Annotated in this window: 17 protein-coding genes; 9 read left to right on the top strand and 8 right to left on the bottom strand. The window is 44.7% G+C overall.

Annotation, left to right across the window (positions count from 1 at the left end; genetic code table 11):
* Positions 1-11 precede the first annotated feature (11 nt).
* The 9 genes from DUL71_RS14370 (at position 12) to DUL71_RS14410 (ending at position 9,076) form a co-directional block, all read left to right on the top strand.
* Positions 12-707: a LytR/AlgR family response regulator transcription factor gene (locus DUL71_RS14370; protein ID WP_114938771.1), complete on the top strand. Its 696-nt coding sequence runs from the start codon at positions 12-14 to the stop codon at positions 705-707.
* 102 nt (positions 708-809) lie between these two features.
* On the top strand, positions 810-1,187 hold the full coding sequence (locus tag DUL71_RS14375) for a response regulator (RefSeq protein WP_112569450.1): 378 nt from the start codon (positions 810-812) through the stop codon (positions 1,185-1,187).
* Positions 1,188-1,258: 71 nt separating this feature from the next.
* Complete coding sequence (locus DUL71_RS14380) at positions 1,259-1,501, top strand: PqqD family protein (protein WP_112569447.1); 243 nt, start codon at positions 1,259-1,261, stop codon at positions 1,499-1,501.
* 5 nt (positions 1,502-1,506) lie between these two features.
* Positions 1,507-2,559, top strand: a complete 1,053-nt coding sequence (locus DUL71_RS14385) for an ATP-grasp domain-containing protein (protein WP_114938772.1) — start codon at positions 1,507-1,509, stop codon at positions 2,557-2,559.
* Positions 2,560-2,568: 9 nt separating this feature from the next.
* Positions 2,569-3,924 carry a type III PLP-dependent enzyme domain-containing protein gene (locus tag DUL71_RS14390; RefSeq protein WP_114938773.1) on the top strand — a complete coding sequence of 452 codons (1,356 nt, stop codon included), beginning with the start codon at positions 2,569-2,571 and terminating at the stop codon, positions 3,922-3,924.
* Positions 3,921-6,077, top strand: a complete 2,157-nt coding sequence (locus DUL71_RS14395) for an urea transporter (RefSeq protein WP_114938774.1) — start codon at positions 3,921-3,923, stop codon at positions 6,075-6,077. Before DUL71_RS14390 ends, DUL71_RS14395 begins: the two co-directional genes overlap by 4 nt.
* The gene (locus tag DUL71_RS14400; protein ID WP_114938775.1) at positions 6,059-7,237 is read left to right on the top strand and encodes a tetratricopeptide repeat protein; all 1,179 of its coding nucleotides are present in this window, start codon (positions 6,059-6,061) and stop codon (positions 7,235-7,237) included. Before DUL71_RS14395 ends, DUL71_RS14400 begins: the two co-directional genes overlap by 19 nt.
* Positions 7,225-7,845, top strand: coding sequence for a tetratricopeptide repeat protein (locus DUL71_RS14405; protein ID WP_114938776.1), 621 nt, complete (start codon positions 7,225-7,227; stop codon positions 7,843-7,845). The genes DUL71_RS14400 and DUL71_RS14405 overlap by 13 nt, the downstream gene beginning before the upstream one ends.
* A 337-nt stretch (positions 7,846-8,182) precedes the next feature.
* Entirely contained in the window at positions 8,183-9,076 is an 894-nt protein-coding gene (locus DUL71_RS14410; RefSeq protein ID WP_114938777.1) for a PepSY-like domain-containing protein, read from the top strand.
* A 196-nt stretch (positions 9,077-9,272) separates the two neighbouring features.
* Here the strand turns inward: DUL71_RS14410 and porM are convergent, their stop codons facing one another.
* The 8 genes from porM to DUL71_RS14450 all read right to left on the bottom strand — a co-directional run bounded on the left by porM (position 9,273) and on the right by DUL71_RS14450 (position 22,250).
* Positions 9,273-10,808, bottom strand: coding sequence for a type IX secretion system motor protein PorM/GldM (gene porM, locus DUL71_RS14415; protein ID WP_208645560.1), 1,536 nt, complete (start codon positions 10,806-10,808; stop codon positions 9,273-9,275).
* A gap of 49 nt (positions 10,809-10,857) precedes the next feature.
* Positions 10,858-11,655, bottom strand: a complete 798-nt coding sequence (gene porL, locus DUL71_RS14420) for a type IX secretion system motor protein PorL/GldL (RefSeq protein ID WP_114938778.1) — start codon at positions 11,653-11,655, stop codon at positions 10,858-10,860.
* Between the two features lie 26 nt (positions 11,656-11,681).
* Positions 11,682-12,308 (bottom strand): hypothetical protein, encoded by a 627-nt coding sequence (locus DUL71_RS14425; RefSeq protein ID WP_154402404.1) that lies wholly within the window; start codon positions 12,306-12,308, stop codon positions 11,682-11,684.
* The gene (locus DUL71_RS14430; protein ID WP_114938780.1) at positions 12,305-13,213 is read right to left on the bottom strand and encodes a hypothetical protein; all 909 of its coding nucleotides are present in this window, start codon (positions 13,211-13,213) and stop codon (positions 12,305-12,307) included. The genes DUL71_RS14425 and DUL71_RS14430 overlap by 4 nt, the downstream gene beginning before the upstream one ends.
* 5 nt (positions 13,214-13,218) lie before the next feature.
* Positions 13,219-14,508 carry a T9SS ring complex lipoprotein PorK/GldK gene (porK, locus tag DUL71_RS14435; protein WP_114938781.1) on the bottom strand — a complete coding sequence of 430 codons (1,290 nt, stop codon included), beginning with the start codon at positions 14,506-14,508 and terminating at the stop codon, positions 13,219-13,221.
* 159 nt (positions 14,509-14,667) lie between these two features.
* Complete coding sequence (locus DUL71_RS14440) at positions 14,668-18,237, bottom strand: family 43 glycosylhydrolase (RefSeq protein WP_114938782.1); 3,570 nt, start codon at positions 18,235-18,237, stop codon at positions 14,668-14,670.
* A 21-nt stretch (positions 18,238-18,258) separates the two neighbouring features.
* On the bottom strand, positions 18,259-20,556 hold the full coding sequence (locus tag DUL71_RS14445; protein ID WP_114938783.1) for a S9 family peptidase: 2,298 nt from the start codon (positions 20,554-20,556) through the stop codon (positions 18,259-18,261).
* 293 nt (positions 20,557-20,849) lie between these two features.
* Positions 20,850-22,250 carry an aminopeptidase P family protein gene (locus DUL71_RS14450; RefSeq protein WP_114938784.1) on the bottom strand — a complete coding sequence of 467 codons (1,401 nt, stop codon included), beginning with the start codon at positions 22,248-22,250 and terminating at the stop codon, positions 20,850-20,852.
* Positions 22,251-22,291 lie beyond the last annotated feature (41 nt).

The following is a 22,291-nucleotide window of genomic DNA, read 5'->3' on the forward strand; positions in this document are numbered from 1 at the left end:
AACTATTTATTATGCAACTGAAATGTGTAGCTATTGATGACGAGCCATTGGCCCTTCAGATCATTGAAAAATATGTAGCCGAATACCCGGCGTTAACACTGGTTAATACTTTTGAAGATGCCATATCGGGCGGCGAGTACCTAAAGCGCAACAAGGTGGATGTGCTGTTCATAGACATCAACATGCCCGATATTACCGGTATCGATCTGGTAAAATCACTGGAAGATAAGCCTATGATCATTTTCACCACAGCTTATAAAAACTATGCGTACGAGGGTTATGAACTGGAAGCAGTTGATTACCTGCTGAAGCCAATCAATAACCTGCGCTTTGGCGCCGCTGTGCAAAAAGCTATTGGCTATTACCAGTACAAGCATACCGATACCTCCAGCGAAGGTGATTTCCTGTATGTACATTCAGAATACAGGCTCATCAAAATCAATGTTAAAGACATTGAATACATTGAAAGCATGCAGGACTATATCAAGATCCATACGTTGGGCGCATCCAAACCAATACTTACCCTTATGCCATTGAAAAGCGCTATTGAAAAGCTGCCTGCGGCAAAGTTTATCCGTATTCACCGCAGCTTTGTAGTAGCACGCGACCAGATCAGATCAATCCATAACCGCAAGGTTAAACTAACTGAGGTTGAGCTGCCTGTGGGTACAAACTATACCGATTTTATTAAGGACTGGCACAAATAATCAATTCATCGGCACATTGAAGGCATTGAACGACACATTATTTAAAAGCCTCATAAATAGCCTCACCTTTATATTAATTAATTGACACTAATCCTTATAGTCATGAAAACGGCAGGCAACAAAAAAACCATTTTAGTACTTGATAAAAACAGCAGGATGTTATCGGTAATTGATGACATTATGTATTATGGTGATTTTAATGTGCACTTAACTTATGATCCTAACGCTATATATGACAAGGCTAAGGTGATTAACCCCGACCTGATCATCCTGGATTATTTGCTGCTGGATACCGACTGCGAGCTGGTGTGCCAGGATTTTAAAGATGACGAAAAACTGTGTAATGTGCCTATCATCATTGTTACCGCCTTTAAAACAAAAAAAGCACAGGCCGATTCCTATAAATGCGATGCCTTATTTGTAAAGCCGCTGGATATGGAAGTACTTGCCTCAAGGATAGAATACCTGATGGCATCATAAGGCCCCTTTTGTAAAACTCATATAAACCTGCTAAGTTTAGCCTTTATTACTTAACCAACCTGCAACTGTAAATGAAACTCAAAAGCAATATTGCCACCAGCGAGAATGGGTTTATTTTTAACCCGGCCACCGGCGATTCGTTTTCCGGAAACGGAATGGCGGCTCAATTGCTTGCGGCCATGAAAAATGGCAAAACCAACGCTGAGATCAAACAGGATATCCTTAACAGGTACGATGTGAGCGAAAACCAGCTGGACAGGGATTGGGACGATTGGATGCTGCAGCTAAAAGAAGCAAACCTGCTGGAAATTTAAGGACGATGGCAAACAAGTACACTAATTTATGTATTGCCGTTACCGGGCTTAATGCCAATGATAATCCGGGTCCGGGGATGGCGGTTATTCGTTCTTTAAAAGAATGTTTCGGGGATGATTTGCGCATAATAGGCTTGTCATATGAATCGCTGGAACCGGGGATTTATTTGAAGGAACTGGTAAATAAAACCTACCAGATCCCCTATCCAACCGAAGGTACGGCTGCCCTCATTGAACGGCTAACCTATATCAACCAGCAGGAGAACCTTGATCTCGTGATCCCCAACTTTGATTCGGAGCTGTTCAATTTTATAAAAATAGCGCCACAGTTAAAGCAAATGGGCATAGCAAGCTATCTTCCTACGCAGCAACAGCTGGCATTGAGGGATAAGGTACACTTGAAAGACTTTGGTACAAAGCACAGCTTTTATGTACCTGCCGATCATAAGCTGTACACTGCCGATGATCTGCAGAAAGCCGCTGCTGAGTTTAGTTTTCCCATGGTAATAAAAGGGAAGTTTTACGAGGCTTATATAGTTTACACCATGGACCAGGCTTTGAAAGCCTTTCATCAGCTTAATGCCACCTGGGGCACACCGGTGATAGCGCAACAGCACATCAGGGGGAACGAGATCAATATCGCAGCGCTGGGCGATGGACAGGGGAACAACGTGAGCATTGTTGCCATGCGTAAGCTCTATATCACTGATAAAGGAAAGGCCTGGGCGGGCGTTACCATTAAAGATGATAACCTAACCCAACTGGCCAACAGTTTTGCCCTTGCCACTAACTGGAAAGGCGGTTACGAAATGGAGATCATGAACACCGCCGAGGGGCATTTATATATACTGGAAATTAACCCGCGGTTTCCGGCATGGGTTTATTTAACGGCTGCTGCCGGGCAAAATCAGCCTGCTGCTCTTGCCAAAATGGCTTTGGGCGAGGCTATTGAGCCTTATACCGATTACCAGGCCGGCAAGCTATTTGTCCGGTACTCGTGGGACCATATTGCCGATATCGCCGATTTTCAACAGATCTCGGCATTTGGCGAATTATAATTTATAACAATGGAAAAGCTGCCATACCAAAAACCATATATAAAAAAACTACATGCCGGTGCCATGAACAAATTTGGTACCCGCACCGGTGTGCAGCCCGTTAAAAGCATCGAGGGCGTTTCGGTTAAAAGTTTAATTGAAAACTATGGCTCGCCGGTGTTTGTACTATCCGAAAAACAGATCCGCAGAAATTACCGTGCAGCTTACCGCGCTTTCAGCACGCGCTACCCTAAGGTACAATTTGCATGGAGCTATAAAACCAATTACCTCAATGCTGTTTGCCAGATTTTTCACCAGGAAGGCAGCTGGGCCGAGGTAGTTTCGGGCTTTGAATACCGTAAAGCTTTGGATAACGGCGTACCCGGTAACAAGATCATCTTTAACGGCCCCGGCAAATCGTCAGATAATTTGCAATTGGCTATTGAGCACGATTCCATGATCCATATTGATCATTTTGACGAGCTTACCCTATTGCTTGGCCTCAGCAAAAACCTCAGCAATAAACCACGTGTAGCCATCCGCGTAAATATGGATACCGGCGTTTACCCGCTTTGGGACCGCTTTGGCTTTAATTACGAAAACGGAGAGGCCTGGTCGGCAATTAACAAGATCATTACTTCCGGAAGCTTACAATTGGTAGGATTACATTGCCATATAGGCACTTACATGCTCTCCACTGATGCTTACGGAATTGCCGCCAATAAACTGGCCCAACTTGCGGTAAGTTGTCAAACACAGTTAAATCATAAAATAGAATATCTTGACCTGGGTGGTGGTTTTCCATCAACCAATACCCTGAAAGGTGCATATCTTCCGGGAAATGATACCGTACCAACGGTTGATGATTTTGCAGAAGTAATTACCTCTGCCCTGCTCAATTTTGGTTTTGCCAATGATGATCTGCCCCTGCTGATACTGGAAAGCGGCCGTGTTTTAATAGATGATGCCGGTTACCTGCTGGGCACAGTTATAGCCAACAAACGTTTGGCTAACGGCAAGGCCGCTACAATTGTTGATTTTGGGGTGAATATCCTGTTTACCTCCTTCTGGTATGAACACCAGGTAAGCCCTGCTCAGGATTTTGTGGCGCATAACGAAAACATGGTGATTTACGGTCCGCTTTGTATGAATATCGACGTTATCAGGGAAAGTATCAATCTCCCTGCGCTCAATCCCGGCGACCAGCTGGTAGTTCATAAAGTAGGCGCTTACAACATGACCCAATGGATGCAGTTTATCACTTTACGACCCGCGGTTGTGTTAATAGATGAAAAACTGCGCACCCATCTCATCCGCAAAAACGAAACACTTGAATATACTGCCGAACCGGAATTAGTGCCCGCTCATTTAAACAATAGCAAGTGAAGCAAATTTCAGCATTTATAAAACCGGTCCTCAATTCCTATTCGGTACTGTTTTTTTCGCAGAACCGGGTATTGGGGATCATTTTACTGCTGGTTTCTTTCTTTAACCCGGTATCCGGTTTCGCCGGGCTGGGCTGTGTTTTGCTTTCCTTACTAATCACAAAACTATTAAAACTCACAGGCGAAGATCACCGCACGGGAATCTACAGCTTTAATAGTTTGTTGCTGGGTATTGCATTCGGGGCATTTTTCCAGGTTAACCTGATGTTTATAATCTGGACTGTTGTTGCCTGCTGCATGGTGGTTATTGCATCCTTCATCATATCGCAACGCTTGAGTAAACAGAACTTGCCGATGCTTTCTTTACCTTTTATCCTGGTATTCTGGCTGGTATTACTCACATCCAACAGTATTTTTAATACCGGCCTGTTGCAAAAGAGCAGTTCTTTACTCCAGGAAATTTATACTGGTCCGGGTAACCTTGCCGGGGCCGAAGGGTACCTTGCAGCAGCATTGCCCAGGTTGTTGAGCCTCTTCTTCCGCTCATTGAGCGCGGTGCTGTTTCAGCACCATATCATAGCCGGGATGCTTATCGCCATTGGGATACTGGTTCATTCGCGCATTGCTTTTAGTTTACTGGTAATTAGTTTCTTAGCAGCCTGTGGCTTTAACAGCATCACCCATACCTACCCTGAAGGCATCAGCTATTATCATTTGGGTGCTAACTTAATGATGGCATCAATGGCTATCGGGAGTTTTTTTACTATCCCCTCGCTACGCTCTTACCTGCTGGCTGTACTTTGCATTCCTTTTGGATTTGTGGTCATCAACGCGCTTACTACACTCATGGCCGTCCATGTGCTGCCTATTTTCTCCTTGCCGTTTTGCGTAATCAATATCAGCCTGCTTTATTTCTTAACGCTGATTGGTCATCGTTCAACATTGTTATTAACCAAGGTGCAGCATTACTCTCCGGAGAGAAATCTTTACCATGTTTTAAACCTGCAAAACAGGCTGAACGATCTGAAATATATCAAACTCAGCCTGCCATTTATGGGTTACTGGACGGTATCCCAAGGCTATAATGGTGCTATTACCCACAAAGGCGAATGGGGCCAGGCGCTTGATTTTGTGATCACCGATGATGAGCAGAAAACGTATCAATTCCCGGGTACACTGCCCGAACATTTTTATTGTTTTAACAAACCAGTATTAGCTTGTGCCGATGGCGTTGTGGAACAAGTGGTAAACCACATTGAAGACAATGACATAGGCGAGGAAAACCTCAAGGAAAACTGGGGAAATACGGTAGTAATTAACCATGCTCCAGGCCTTTACTCCAAATTATCGCACCTAAAAAAAAACTCCATAAAAGTTAAACCCGGTGATAGCGTAAAACAAGGCGATCTGCTGGGTTTTTGTGGCAATTCGGGCCGGTCGCCGGAACCGCATTTACATTTCCAGTTGCAGGCGACCCCATATATCGGTTCCAAAACATTGTCCTACCCGTTTGCATACTATTTCAACAAAAAGGGTCATCAAAACAGTCTTGAAAGCTATGCTATCCCTAATGAAAATGACGTGCTCTGCAACTTTGAAGTCAATGCATCGCTCAAAAAAGCATTCGACCTGCAACCGGGTTTTGTAGCTAAACTAAGTACCGAAACCGGTACTACCGAAGATTGGGAAGTTTTTAAAGACGCGGCAAACCAATCATATATCTACAGCAAAACCACAGGCGCAGCAGCCTATTTTATTAATAACGGCACTATGTTTTACTTCACCAGTTTTTATGGCGATAAAACATCATTGCTTTATTATTTTTATCTGGCCGCCTATAAAGTAATTTTTAACGATGCGGGGTATATCCAGGCCAGCGACGAACTGCCGGTGCCACTCACCAATAATAAAATACTGCTTTGGCTGCAGGATTTTGCTGCACCCTTTTACAGGTTTATCAGCATAAAATATAAAAGTGGCATCCAGTTAAAAAAAACAGGATTAAACGTTGTATCCAGACAATACCAGGAAATTGCTGGCAAAACCAAACTGCTTAGCGAGGCAACCATTTTTGTTGAACATGGCAACCTGCAAGCTTTCATTATAAACATAAGCAACCGGCATATTGAAGCACAATGGAGTACAGAAAATTAACCATCATTTTTGTTCTGCTATTCGCTGTTCTTGTAGCTCACGCCCAAGACCTTGGCGTAGTTGTGCCCGATAGCACCGTCGATCGGCTCTACAACGCCGGTAACTGGAAACAACTCATCAACTTTGTAAACAAAACAGTTACAGATAGCACCGACTCGCCGGCTTTGCATTTTAAGGTTGGATATGCTTACATGCTTACCGGCAATTACAAAGCGGCCATCAGCCAATTTAACCGGGTTTTAGTTAAGGAACCGCAAAACACAACTGCCCGCCTGTACAACTATTATTGCAATACTTATATCAACAATAACAGCGCGGCATTCTACAGCGCCTCGCGTTTAGACCAGGAAACCTTACGAGGCATTAAACTATCTCCTTACGGCTTAACTGACGCAACCCTGGAAAGCGGTATAAAACTCCCCGCCAATAACGAGCGGGATAATGGTTTTTTTGAGCGTGCGGGTATTGGGGCGAGGCTGTTCTGGCGTTTACAGCTTGATCAGTCGTTCATATTTTTTAAGCAGAATATTTTCCGGTCGGGGTTTATTGATTATAAGAACCAGGTTGGCCGAACTGACAAACAAACCGAATATTATGTTAGGGCGAAGTATTCACTGGCGAAAAACATCAGCCTGATTGGCGCATATCATTACCTGCATACCAGCTATCGTAGCAATATCAATCAAAGCAATCTTGGTTTATTCGGTGTAAAATATGATACCCGCTATATTGATTTACAGGGCGATATTAACTGGGGAAAGCTGATTGACAAAACTTTAAAGCAATATGATGCCAAAGTGGATTTTTATCCATTAGGAAACCTCAATTTATACACTATGAGCAGGGCATCTATACTGAATTTAAGCGGGGTTCATACTTTTATTTATAGCCAGTCGGTTGGGTTTAAGGTATTGGATAAAACCTGGCTGGAATCGGCTGCTACCTTTGGTAACCAGGATGATTACCTTGACGCCGACGGTTTGTATGTTTATAATTCTATCGACCCTACAAAATTTAAATGCGGGGAAAGCGTTTTTTACCAGATAGGTAACCATGCCTTACTGAATTTAAATTACTTTTACGAAAAGAAAACAGACATTTACCGCGCTGTTAAGTACAACCAAAACTCTGTCACGTTAGGCATAACATGGAAATTTTAAAGAAAACGTTTACAGCCATACTTTTACTTGCTTTTGCAGCACAACTGCAGGCGCAAACAAACGCGGTGCTGCAAAAGGCTTTCCACAATAGTTATGCTAACGAATTAAACAAGAACTACGTAGCCGCCATTGCCGATATCTATCCATACTATTCGGAAAATAACTATGAAATAACCATCAGGCTGGGCTGGCTCAACTACCTTAGTAAAAACTACACGGCTTCACAAAGCTATTACCAAAAGGCCATAACCCTGAAACCCAACTCGGTTGAAGCTAAATTTGGCTATGTAAAACCCCTCTCCTTTTTGCAAAGCTGGGATAAGGTACTGGAGCAATATCTTGCCATATTGAAAATAGATCCGCAAAATACCCAGGCCAATTATTGGGGCGGCGTAATTTATTATAACCGCAAACAATACGAACCTGCCATTAAACTTTTCAGAACAGTGGTAACGCTTTATCCTTTCGATTATGACGGTAACCACATGCTGGGCTGGTCTATGCTTATGGCCGGCAAAAAAGCCGAAGCAAAGCCTTTTTTTGAAAAAGCCCTGATCATTAAACCTGCCGATGCTTCAAGTACCGATGGTTTAGCCAGATGCAATTAGTCAATAAATTCTGATTATTTCATTGCCGTTGACTTTAGTCAACGGTTGTCAGAACTTATAACAAGGCTTTAGCCAAACTAATCAAGCTATATTGGGCTAAAGCCACTTACTTACTATCATTATTCCGTTGACTAAAGTCAACGGCAATGAATATGAAAAAGTAATTAAATATTACAGGTATTCCTTCTATATCGCTCTTAACCCACCTCTTCATACATCGATTTAAATCCCGCATTCATCGATACATCTCCCGACGAGCCAATTTTCCAATTTAATTTTAATTAAACCTGTCCACAAAAAGGCAGCGCTAATTATCAATTTAAATTAAATCAAGAAAATGAAATCCTTTTACGCTACACTAATGGTGTTGGGTACAGTTATCTGCCTGGCATCATGCAAAAAGGAGAACGCCTCAAAATCAGGTTCAACCGGCGTTTCTTCATCAGCCATCAGCTCAACGGGTGCTATTGCTATCAGCCTTGCAGCCGGAAGTACCGATAGTGTTTATATGGTTGGCTGCTATGGCAGGCATAATCAAATAGATACCGTTGCTTCAAGTGCCTTACCTACCGCTATAGGCACCTATTTTACAGCTAATTACAGCGGCTACACTTTTAAAAAGGCTTATGCTATTGACAGCGCAAGCATCGTTGTTAACTACGTTGTAGTAATCAAATACAACAGTGCCCTGGTTGGCCTTAAATTTACCGCTGCCGGCACCTTTGTAAACATCCTTGAACAACGTGAGGGCTTGGACCTTAAAGGACAAGGCTGGCACATGGGTGGCCCTTTTGACAACCGCGACGGCAGACACCGTGATACTGTTGCCATTTCGGCATTGCCTGTTACCGTGAGCAGTTACTTTTCGGCAACCTATCCAACAGATACCTTGCTGCATGCTTCTGTAGCCCCCGACAATGTTTATATCTTGATCAGCAAAAACGGCGTACTTTATTCAACCGCTGTAACTGCCGCAGGCAAACTGGTTAAACGTGTTCAAATTGAAAAACACGATTTAAGACATGCCGCTGTTACCGAAGCAAACCTTCCGGCAGCTATTGCTACATACCTAACCACTACCTATCCCGGTTATGTATTTGACAAAGCATTTTCTGAAACATCCAACGGTACCTTACAAGGTTACGTTGTGTTCATTACATCAAACAGTACCAGGTACGCGATAATTTTTAACGCTTCGGGTACATTTGTTGAAGCCCTGCCTATCCACTAAACAAAAGATCATAGCGCTGTTGGTAAGCCATGTTTTTAACTAAACATGGCTTACTTGCTTTTATTCAGGAGCTAAAAGCTAAACGCCAACCGATCATCTAACCTCCATAAATTCGCACACAACAATCACAAATTTAGTGGCACAGCGTTTGGCGATTCAACCTTTTGCCTTTGACCTTTCGCCTTTAACCTTAAAACTAATTAGCTGTTAAAGCCACCGGGGCCAGTTGCCTTGGGGCTCCATCCGGGCCAACCGCTATAATGTTATCAAAAATCACGTGCGAGCCCGGTTTGATGCTACTGAGCGAAGCCTGCATTTCATTGCTCAGGGCATTTCCTGAAGTAACCTGTACCGATGCGCTTTCGCGCGGATTTGCTATGATCAAACTGAAACGGGTGATCTTAAACCGCGCGTCAAAATCAAAATTATCCAGTGTGGCATAAATGGCGTCCTGCGCTTTTAGCGCTACCGTTGGAACCCCACCTCCCGATCTGCCCGAAAATTTAGCGATAGGGTCCGGGATTCTTTTGGCCCGGAACTGTGTGCGGCTCAACACTTCCGTTTTACCGGGAAAAATCTCTGCCGATACTGTTACGGTTACCATCCCCGGAGTGTTTACCCTGGCCATATATTTACCCGAAGTACCACTTAATATCCCTGCCGACATACCAATCCTGATATTTTTTGAGGGGATACCCGGTACAGATACCGACACGGGATTATCTACACCGATATAAAAAACGTTCATCTTATCGGGCGATACCACTGCCGACGGCCGGGCAACCATATACTGCTGCTCGGGCGTGGTATAGGTTTTCATGCTGCCATCGGTCTGTTTTACCTTGATGGTACCTTTCCAGCTAAAAACGCCCTCCCTACTGGTTGAAGCATTGTATACGCCCCGGCCGTCGGTAACACTGATCGGGCTGCCGCCAACCTCCATTTGCGGGGTCGACCGGGAATCATAGGCAGTTAAAAAAACCTGGGCCTTGTATGGCTGTCCCTGGATAAGATATGAAGTTGGCGCTACAGCCACTGCCTCAAACTTATCCAGGTTAACAATAGCCCTGTCCATCTTACCCAGGATCTTTTTCACCACTTCCGACTCGGCGTTTTTATTATCGGCCTGTATTTTTGAAAGTATAGTAAAATCTGCTGTCAGGGGTACGCCCTCGCCAAAATTCAGTTCCTCCCAGGTTTTGGCATTTCCGTTGTGCTTAACAGGATCATTGGCGCTCAGCGTAAACGATACCGCGCTGCTATCTTCCTTGCCCAGCAGCAGCTTAAGTTTTTCAAGGGTATCGTTGATCTTTTCTTTGAGTGCTTTTGCCCTTTTTTTGTTAATCATCACGTTATAACCTATATCCAGGTTATCCCGCTCCTTTAAGTCGCCGGTAAGTTCATCATAGCCGGAACTTTGCTTAACCAGCTCGTTCTTGATCTGGGTAATGAGATCATTTAACCCGGCGCTTACCCTTTGGGCCGCTTTTGCCTTTTGATAGATAGGTGCCGCCCTTTCGGGCGATTCTTTAAGCCGGGTTTGTTCAAAAGCAGTAAACAATTGCTGCACCGAATTACCAACGTTAGCCGCCGAAGCGGTTAAGCTATCGTTGATGGTTTTAAAAGCATCTAAAATAGAGGAAGACACATTTAGCGCCAGCATTGCCAACAGCACCAGGTACATGATATTGATCATCTTTTGCCTGGTGGTTTCCTTTCCTGCAATAGCCATTTCTTTATCTGATTAAAGTTTAAACTAAACCATTATTGCCAGTCCACAATTACACGCGGGGTTGGTTCATAGCCGAAAGCATATTGGCATAAAAAACATTTAATGCTGATATATTTTTGGCAAGCTTGTTAACCTCGTCCTTAAACTGCCTGCTGTCATCTGCCGATTCATTGAGGTTTTGCAGGGTTTTGCTTAATCCGCGGTAAAAGTTATTTACCTGTTTCAGGTTTTCATCGGCACCCTTCAGTTCCGACTCATACAGGGCATTAAGTTGTACCAGGTTGCCTGTAAGCTTTGCTACCTGGTGCTGATAAGCATTGGTATCAGCGCGACTATCGGCAATGGCCGAAAGGCCAGATGTGGCCCGCTCAAAAGCAATCCCAAACAAATCAAATTTGGACGCGGCCTGCTTCAGCTTTACCGAAAACTCATCGGTACCTAAGGACACATCAGCAATGGTATTGATGCGGTCAACTTTTTCGGCAAACACTTTCAGGCCTTCGCCAAGCCTGCTGATGCTTAGCTCGTTCAAATCAGCATCGGTTAAAAGCTTATCAAGCGCGGCTGTTTGACCACCCGCCACAGGCATCATTCGTGATTTATTTACCGGCCCGCCATCGTAATCAACAGCCAGTTCGGGGTATACCCTTTCCCATTCAGGTTCCTGCGCCGGTGGGAAAAATCCGAGGGTAAAAAACAGCATGGCCTCTACCGTAAGTCCCAGGCCTATCATGTAAGTACCCGCCTGACCACCCCAGTGGTTAATTTTAAACATAGCACCAAGAATTACGATACTGGCACCCCATGATATGGCTACGTGAAGCCAGTTAATTTTGCTCTTTTTCATTTTCTTAATATTTAAAGGTTAATCAATTAAAATCGGTAGTAGAGTGTAAGCCCTGCGTTCATCCCCGGTAATAACCCACGCAAACCGCTGCTTACTTTTTCGGCTCTATCATCATAGGTTGATGTAGGTGAGCTTGTAGGAATAAAAAAACCGAAATCTGTACGGAGCCCTATACTGTGGCTCAGCCGCATATTGCCCAACCCTGTGCCTATGTACGGCCGCAGTTTCGACATGTAGATGTAGTAATTGGGTACTGTGCCTATCCCCTCCCGGTACAGCGTATTGTTAAAATAATAGCTGATACCGGCCGATACATACCATTTGCGCGAAAGCCAATCGGCATTACCATACAGCGGTTGCCAGTCAACAATACCATAAACCGATGTGCGGTTAAGGCCAAGGTCGCGGCCATTATACTGCACCGTAATATCCGGCACAATATTAAACCCAACACGGGCGTTAAACACCCTGCCAAAGGCGGATGATCCCTGCAGGCCAACACCCTGTGTGCCCAATTGCAGGCCTATCGAGTTTTTTGGGAAGGCACTGTATTCGGGTAATACCTGCGCGCTCGCCCTGCCACAATAGCCCAGGAAGCCCACAAAAAGCATCCACCACATAAAGTCTTTCAATAATCTGATTTGCGTTATCATGGCTTTTCCTCCTTATTATTTTGAGTTTGATTAACCAGGTTTTTATCATTAATTCCCCGTGGATTTTTCCAGATATTCTTCTTCAAATCGGCTATCTTCTGTTGCAGCTTAAGCGCCTCGGGGCTACCCGGGTCCAGCTGCCCGCTTTCGGCATTGCCGGGCGAGAATTGCCTGATGAGATATGCCGAAAACTTTTGCTGCATGAAAACATCATCAAGCGTTACGTCGAAGATCCCCTTATCAGGCTCGCTCACGTCCTCCTGCACCAACGCGAAACGCAACTGCGGGAAGTAGAGCCAGAATGCAGGAGCCGATGCCATATTTGCCGGCAGATCGGCCGTGCCGGTGATGTTCATCATGGGCGCGAGGCCGATAATGCGGGTATCCACCTTACCCCGCTGCCTGTCGAAATAAACATCTTCCTCAATCCTGAACCGGGTTATCCTGTCGGGATTAAAATCATTGAGTACCATTTTTGATGAGATCTGGTTGCCATCCTTATCAAACTTTGGCACCAGCACCGAGTCGGTAAAGCGCATGGAACCCTGTTTGGCGGTCAGCTTCTTTTTAAAATCATCTTTTTCATAGGGCGTAAGCTTTCCGGTGGTTAAGCCCTTCATAATGGCTTCCATTAATGAATGACCAGGGATGGCCAGTATAGCGTTCGAACTATCGGCCAGATCAATAACCCGCCATATCCTGGCATACATCCTGATATTTGCCGGATTGGTTTTAGGATAAGGAAATGGCCTGGCCTGGCTCAGATCGGCCTTTTGCAGGTAGCTATCAAAGGATGGCAGCGTATCGGTTACCGTACTATCCGGCGCCGACTGCGCGAAATTTTTATGAATGTAGGTCCCCATAAGCAGTAGGATTACTGCAGTTACTTTTTTCAGCATGTTCATGATTGTTACTTTTTAGTGTATTTCCTGGTTTTAACCTGTTCGCCGGTGAGTTCAAAGGCGGCCATCACACAGCGGAAACCGATATAGGAATGTGCGGCTTCCTGGTCATCAAAACTGCGGGTATCGGTGTTCAACATTTCACCGTTATCTTTCCACGAGCCCCCGCGCACTACCTTACGCCGCATCAGCATGGCATCCTTACCTGTAGCATCGTACAGCAAAGCCGGGTTTAAGTCATTCACCAGCTGAGATGAGGAAGGGCTGTAAGCGTCAAGCGTCCATTCAGATACGTTGCCGGCCATGTTATAAATTCCGAAGGCGTTGGGGGTGTATGAGGTTACAGGAAGCGTGAAGGTAGATCCATCACTGGCATAACTGCCCTCGCCCTGTTTAAAGTTAAGCGAAAGCTGCTCTTTACCGGTGGCCTTATCAACCGTGGTTTTTACCGTATGATCGGTAGTATCATTGGGGCTAAGCTTTGCTTCGGCCGCAAATTGCCATTGCGCCTCGGTAGGTAAACTAAAGCTAAGTTTAAAGTTGCGCAGGTTAGGATTGTTCCTGATCATGAGCCTGAGTTGTGTGCCGCGCCAATCGGCATAAGCCCGGGCCTGTTTCCAGGTTACACCAACAACCGGGTTGTACTCGTAAATTTTGTTGGTGAAGTAATTGGCGTCCATCACAGTCATCTGCGCATTAGGAAAATCTGCCGACCATACCGATTCATGCGGATACACACTTACCGTATCCATCATGTACTCGTTGTTTTTTACGCCATCCATCCTGATGTAGTAAAACCGGTAAACAACAAGCTCCGGATTGGGCACCCGCACGCCGTTAATCATCGTCATCATCGGAGCCAGCTTCTCTTTAACTTCGGGCGGGGCCTTTTTCCAGAGGGGGGAAATCTTGTTAACCTTGCTCCAGTCTATCAGCCTTTGTTCCTTACCTGTGCTGCCAACGGTTGCGCCGGTTGCGGGCATAAAAAAGGAGTCGTCGTGGAGATAGTCGGTAATGGCTACAGAATCGGCAACCCAGTTTACAAAAGCCTGGTACTGCTTGTTGGTTACTTCGGTTTTGTCGATAAAAAAGGCGCTAACGCTTACCTTTCGCTGTTCGGCTTTATCATCGTTCAGCATTTTGTACATGAACGTTCCCGACGGAATGTAAACCATCCCCTGCGGCGGAATAAGCCGTTTTACAGAAACAGCGCGTGTTTTGGGCGTATTATAAATACTTGGCTGGCAGGCGCTGAGCATCAGCAGCAGCAATCCTGTTATTGGAACAGACGATCTCATTCGACAATTAATTAAAGATTAGTTAAGTCAGAATGATTTCATATGTGCTTATTGATTGTGTGGTTAAACAATAATCAAATATGAATGAAGGTGCTGTTAAGAAGTTTTATGTGTCGATAAAGTATTTAATGTTATCGATGAACAGTCATTTTGTATGCTTTATTTCCTGCTGATAAGTTTAAAATCAGAGAATTTCACATACGATCGATGCGGGCCGTAGGTACTGTGGTAAAGCCCGATCTGTAAATCGCTGCTGTTCAGGTCGGGCCTTGATACCGGGCTTTCGGGCAGGTCTGTCCAGTGTATAGCGTCAGCGCTGCTCCTGATATAAAAAACATCCCCTGATTTCTGGATCTGTAAATAGTGGTTGTACTTCCAGCCGGTTTGGGTATTGGCTTGCATGCGGTCGCCACCTTTAAAATTGGTAAACATGTTGCCACAGTTCCAGGCCGGGAAAATACTATTCTGGATGAGGTTTTCGCTACCTTCCGAGCCGGGCTGTTTAGCTTTCCGAACCATTAAGCCCATATCACTGTTGCCCGCTACCTTTTTTTCTTTGAAACCACTTACGTCGGCTACTTCCACTTCGGCCACAAAATCGCCCGATACATTGCGATATAGAAAGGGGCCATAAGGCAGGTTACCGTCCCAGTTTGAGCCTTTTGATTCCAGGGTAAGTACACTATCACCGCTTATTACATTGCGCTCCTGTTTATCTTCGGCACCGGTTAAACCATTCCATATGGTACCGGTTGGGACATCGGCAATAAAATCCTTTTTAACTGTAAAACCATCCGTAACTACATTAAACAATGCCGAAGATGTGCTTACCGGCAAAGACGCTGTTTTTGTACTTACATTGCCATAATTATCTTTTACTTTAAATGAATAGCTATAGTTTTTATCGGAGGTAAGCCCATAACTGATATAATAGGGATTAGCCTGCCAGCCACTTGATTTGCTGCTATCTGCCTCGTTAATAAAGTCATACTCGAGATTTAACTTTACCGAAGTGTACTCTGGGGCCTGCATTTCAACCATACCCGGCGTTATGGCTTTGGGAGCAACTTTAAACGCCGCCTGCCCAGTTACTGGGGGGTGATAGTTCTGCTTCCAGCTGTTGCTTAATTGCTTTATTTCTACTGATGATAAGCTATGCTTATAAACCGCCAAACTATTGACAGCACCCTTAAAATCATTCCCAAGTAATAATTCGCCGGTTAGATCATTAGCATTTGAAGTGCTTGAAACCAACGCCCCATCAACGTATAGCTTACTTATATTTCCACTTACCGTTTTAATGATATAGTGCCAGTTTCCTCCGCTTAAATATTTTCCGGCATTGATTAAAGGTTCTGCGGAAGACCTTGATTTCAGTATTGAGCCGCTTTGGGCAGATGTACTTTGATAAACACTTAAGCCTATGCTGTAACCATCTTTGTTATTGACCGAAAGATCATTCTTAAGTACAACGGGGCTTTTGCCATTAAAATTAACTGCGATCTTCCCCGCAACATCGGCCACTTCAGCCCTGCTTCCATCTCCCGGTTGAAATGCTCCACCTACCTCGCCGTTGTTCACCCATTTTTGAAGCAAGCCGTAATTTAGTTTAGAGGCGTCAAGGTAAACAGCGATATCGGACTTTGCGGGATGTAAAGCCCATTGCTTAATGACGCTATCGGCCGTGGGCTTGTTGTAAACTTTAAGCGATGATATAGCACCCGAAAAATAGGCAGAGCGGTTTGTTTTAGTACCGACGATGAACTTATCAGCAAGCTGCAAAAACAGCATCTTGTTTTCTGTATTGTTCAGCTCGCCATCAACAAATAGTTTTTCAAATGAGCCATCAAAAGTAACTACAACCTGGTGCCATTTCCCGGCGGTGGGCATGGTTTTGTATTGAAAGTCGGAAACGCCAAAATGCTGTACCGCACCGACCGTTTTATTGCTTCCGAAGCCAAAAGTAGCCCCCCTGTGATCCGATTCGGCATTTGTCCAGCTTAGTACCGGGTTTTCATCCCTGATCTGGTCGGTATAAACCTCGTACGATACAGTATAGCTGTTATTACCGGCAAGCGATTGCGGTACCGCAACCGTTGATTCAAGCGCCTGCGTGCCATTAAATACTAAAGCTTTTTTACCGGCAATAATATCAATAACAGGTGGTTTACCTGACGCCATAAAACTGCCGCCTAATATGCCCTTATTAGCCCATTGAGTTATGGCTTCACCTGCCTCAAAATTAGCGGCATCAAGGTTTACCAATAAGCCCTCTTTTTCTTTTGGAGATGCTGTTTTTGCTATGTCTTTTTTATCAGCAAAAGCATCACTACTTACTACCTTTTCGCCGTAAACTTTTACATTCCATATGGCTTTGTATAAACCCGGATATTCTGTCCCGGTGATAGTTAAGCGAATGAAGCGGGCCTTTGCATCTCCTGAATCTACCATTGGCGAGCCATGTTGCTTATTCGTTCTCCTATCAGCAAACAGCTTCCAGTTTTTTCCATCTACAGATGATTCTATCAGGTATTGATAGTACCAGGTTGCATATTCAAACTGAGTTAATACCTGTTGTACTGTTTTTTCCGCCCCCAGGTCAATAGTGATCCAGGCCGGGGCGCGACCGTTATCAGCCGGTTTCCATAAGCTGCCATTATTATTATCAACCGCGAAAGAGGGCTTATAATTTTCGTTATAGTAAGATGAAGCGGTTACCTTTTTCTGATAAGCCCCATCGGGAGCATTAACGGCACTTTTTCCTAATAACCCAACGCCAAGGTGTGTGGGAACAATCTTTTCAATATTACCATCCGCATCGAACACAATTTTATCCGCACAAACCTGCCGGTGATAGCCCCCGTTGGAATGCGGGTTGTTATGCCGGTGATACACCATATAAAAATCATCTCCTACCTGCACTACCGACTCATGGCCCGGGCCGTGGATGGTGCCATCGCTATTGGTACTTAGCACCGGATTATTTTTGCCGAATTCAAACGGCCCCATTGGCCCGGTTTTACTGATAGCGTATTGCACCCGGTAAGTAGAATCTTCACAGAAACCGGATGAGTAAGTAAAATAATAAATACCCTTCCGTTTAAACATAAAAGGGGCCTCAAAAAAATCTTTAGCTATAGTATTGGGAATCTTTGCCGTTTTGGCAAATGTGTGCATATCCGGGTTCAACAAACCTACACCACAACCATGATCGGGATAAATCCCCCAGGTACCCCAGAACATATAGATCTTGCCGTCGTCATCTTTAAAAGTTTGTCCATCAAGCGTAATCACCCCTGGGATAAAATAATTAGGGATCATTGATTTGCCATCGGGCAGCAAAGGTGTCCACGGTCCGGTAGGGCTTGTTGACGATGCACCATAAATATCAACCGGCTGACAATAGTACATGTAATACTTGCCATCGTTTCCGTCAATTACGTCGGGAGCCCAATAGTAATTAGAAGTTGGCCAGTTCATATCGTGCATGGTCCAGTTCACAAAATCTTTGGATGTCCACACCTGTGACGGGCCATGCCCGCCACCATTACCATCAGTGGTAGCATAAACGTAGTAGGTATCGCCAAACTTGCGTACGGTTGGGTCGGCAAAGTAACCGGGAATAATGGGGTTACCATTACCCGGTACTGTTGCTGATTGTTGCTGTGCGGAACTGTTTAAAACAGCCAGACACAAGGAAAGGAAAACTATTAACTGAACTTTTCGCATTGTGTTACCTATCCAGCAAAATTAATTATGCGCTAACTCATCGGTGTTTCTTGCTGGCGGCTCTGCATTAAGCAGGTGCTTTACAAAAAAGTCGCGTTTCTTTTTACGACCATAAGGGCCGCCATCGCTATGGCCCATACCCGGCACCACCAGCAAGTCAAACATTTTATTGCTCTTGATCAGCGCATCCGCAAAACGGAAGGTTGATTCGGGCGGAACATTGTTGTCAGCCTCTCCTACTATCAGCATCAGATCGCCCTGTAATTTACCGGCATTGGTAATATTTGACTGTTGCTCATAATGCGGACCAACAGGGTAGCCCATCCACTGCTCGTTCCACCATTGCTTATCAATGCGGTTATCATGGCAGCCACAGGCAGAAACCGCGGCTTTATAAAACTCGGGATGAAACAATAAAGCACCTGCCGAATTTTGCCCGCCCGCTGATGTTCCGTAAACGCCTACCCGGCTGATATCAACCTGCGGATACTTGGCTGCAAGCGCCTGCATCCACAGTATCCGGTCGGCAAAACCTGCATCGGCAAGGTTATGCCAGCATACGTCATGAAAGGCTTTTGAACGGTTGGCAGTCCCCATCCCATCCATCTGTACCACAATAAAACCTAACTGCGCTATACTCTGCATTTCGTTAACAGCCGAAAAACTTTTAGGCACAAACGAGTCCTGCGGACCGGCGTAAATATTTTCAATCACCGGATAGCTCTTGTTAGGATCCATATTGGCCGGGCGATAAACCACGCCCCAGATATCGGTTTTGCCGTCCCTTGCTTTAGCAACAAACACTTCAGGAAGTTTAAGGCCGGTGGCCAAAAGCGCGTTCAGATCGGCATGCTCCAGTTCCATTACTGTTTTTAGGTCGGCAGTATTTTTAATAACAATTCGCGGAGCGATATTAACTTCCGAATAGGTATCGATATAGTATTTTCTATCAGCCGAAAACATTACGTTGTGATTGCCTTTCTCAGGTGTAAGGTCAACAAGGTTTTTACCATCAAAACCTATGCGATAATAGTGCATAAAGTAAGGGTCTTCGCCTGCATTTTTACCGCTTCCCTTAAACCAGATCTGCCTTTTCTTAACATCAACACTGTCAATATCACGCACTACCCAGTCACCTTTAGTTACCAGTTTTTCTTTACCGCTCAGCTCATCAACCAGGTAAATATGGCGCCATCCGTCTTTCTCCGTGATCCAAACTATCTCGTGTGTTTTGGCGGCGTAGTAAGTATAAATTCGTTGTTCGTAAATAAAGGTATTCGTTTTTTCATCAATGATATCGCGGGTTTTACCATTGGTAACATCTACCTCAATAACCCTGAAACGCTGGTGACCACGATCTGCCTTTTCGTAGGTAAAATAGCGGCTGTTAGCATCACGCCAGTGCAAGCGCGGCGCGCCAAAAAAGTCTATCTTTTCGGCATCAGTTTTTATTGCGCTTTTGTCAGTGATATTGAATATATACTGCTGATACGATGTAAATTCATCGCCGGGCTGATCATATTCATGCGATTTCAGCACCGCGCGCGTAGTACCCGGTACCGAGCTCAGGAGATAAAAAACTTCTTTTGTTTTTTTAGGATCGATGCGATAGCCAATTATATGCTTACTATCTGGCGACCAGCTAAGTTCGCCATAAGGCTTGTCTAAATTGCCATCGGTAGTTAATTTGATTTCGGTCGCGTTTTTTAATGATTTAACAATGATGTTTCCACCCTTTACAAAGGCCGCCCATTGTTTATCGGGCGATACAGAATCGGTAGTAGCATTTTCCCAACGGTAATGGCGTTCTTGTAATGACTTATCGTTGTCATAGCTTTGGTGTACGGTATCGGCAGTTTTGCTGCATTGCAGTGTACCCAGATCACACTTAAGCCAGGTATTATTTGTTTTAAAAGTGGCCTGCTTTTTATCGGCGCTAAAAAACATGTCATCAATTTTAAAGCTGCCGTCTTTTATGGTTTTGCCTGTTAGTTTGCCTACTTCCGGACTTAACTGACTGCTTTCAAAAATGGTTTTCTTAGTCCCTTTTTCAGGATCAACCAAAACATAAGCTGTTTGATTGCCCGCTATCCTTTTACTGTACCAGAACTGGTTGCCATTCGCCTGCCAGTTGGGTTTAACGTTGGTAACATAGGGGATCTTTTTTAAAGCAGAATCGAGCGCGTCGGCTGCTTTATAGCTTTGCAGCATTTCTGCGTGCGTGGGATAATATGGAGTAGCTTTAGTTTGAGCTTTGGCTGATTGGCCTGCAGCGGCTAAAAAAACGGTTAACAGTAAATATTGGTGGTACCTTGCCATAAGTTATAGTGTTGCGTAAAGTTACCTAACACCACAAGCTTATATTTACATAAATTAACACATCATAGCAGGCATTTAACAAAAGCGCCCGCATCTTTTTGATGCGGGCGCTTATTTATTGTTTCATTGCCGTTGGTTTTAACCAACGGAATAATCCCATTTAAATAAAAGGCTTTAGCCAAAATCCAACTGGTGAGTTTTGGCTAAAGCCAGAACATCTCATACTATTTACCGTTGGTTAAAACCAACGGCAATGAATAACCTTCAAGTACGAAAAATATTGAATACAGTGTTTATCCTCTCAAAGCCTCAATTTCCTCCCTTGTTTTAGGCAGGTATTTACCTAATAACTGGCTGCCGGTATCGGTTATTAAAAAGTTATCCTCAATACGGATACCGCCGAAATCCCGATAGGTATTCAGCACGTCGTAGTTAATAAATTCAGCGAATTTTTTCTCAGCCTGCCAGCGATCTATCAGTTCCGGAATGATATAAATACCAGGCTCAACAGTAAGCACATAGCCCGCTTCCAGTTCGCGGCCCAATCTTAATGATTTTAAGCCGAATACGGTTTCTTTTTTCAAGGTATCGGTGTAACCAACGTATTGCTCGCCCAAATCTTCCATGTCATGCGTATCCATGCCCAACATGTGGCCTAAGCCGCATTGAAAAAACATGGCATGTGCACCGGCGGCAACAGCTTCGGCTGGGTCACCTTTCATCAGGTTTACCGCTTTGAGGCCTTCAGCCAGTTTCTGGCAGGCCTGTATGTGCACGTCCTTGTAGCGTACTCCGGGTTTTAACATGCTGATAGCATGATCCATCGAATTTAAAACCACATCATACAGTTCCCGCTGACGGGTACTGAATTGCTTACCTACCGGGAAGGTACGGGTAAGATCGCCGCCATAGTGCATGGCGTTCTCTGCACCAATATCGCTTAGTACCATGTCACCTTCTTCCAGGATATTGCCGTAATAATGCGTGTGCAGTGTTTGACCATGTTTGGTGATGATAGCAGGATAACCTAAACGGGAATCGTTGGCGATAGCTACCTCATGCGCTTTGGCCACCAGTTCGTACTCCCTGATACCTGGGCGGGCATATTTCATTACCGCCAGTTCCATATCAACGCTGATAGATACAGCCTTCTCTATTTCAGCAACCTCCAGCGGGGTTTTGATCACCCTTTGGGCTATTACCGCCTTTACTAATTGCAATGAAACGCGGCCGGCCACATCTCCCAGACTGGTATTTAACCAATCGGCCAGCTTAATCTTGTTTTCGGGACGATATGGCGGCAGGATATGAACCGGGCGACTGCCGGTAACCGCCTTATGAATATAATGCTTTACATCGGCATAAGGCCTGGTTTGCGAAACACCAACAAGGGTGGCCATTTCGCTAACGGACGGCAAGGTGCCTGTCCAGATAATGTCATCGATAGTAAGATCATTACCGAAGATCACTTCCTCGCCTGTATCGGTATCAATAATAGCCGCTAAACCCGCTACATCAAGCCCGAAGTAGTATAAAAAGCTGCTATCCTGCCTAAACAGGTAGGTATTGTCTTTATAGTTCATGCTGCTGTCCTCGTTTCCTAACAAAACGATGATTCCATTAGCGCCCATGCTTTGCTTTAAAACATTACGGCGTTGCTCATAAACCTGCTTATCAAAAAGTTGAAGTTTCATAATACAAAATTAAACATGCCGGCTCTGTTGAGGAACCGGCA

The organism is Mucilaginibacter endophyticus (genome assembly GCF_003351025.1).
GTDB classification, from domain to species: domain Bacteria; phylum Bacteroidota; class Bacteroidia; order Sphingobacteriales; family Sphingobacteriaceae; genus Mucilaginibacter; species Mucilaginibacter endophyticus.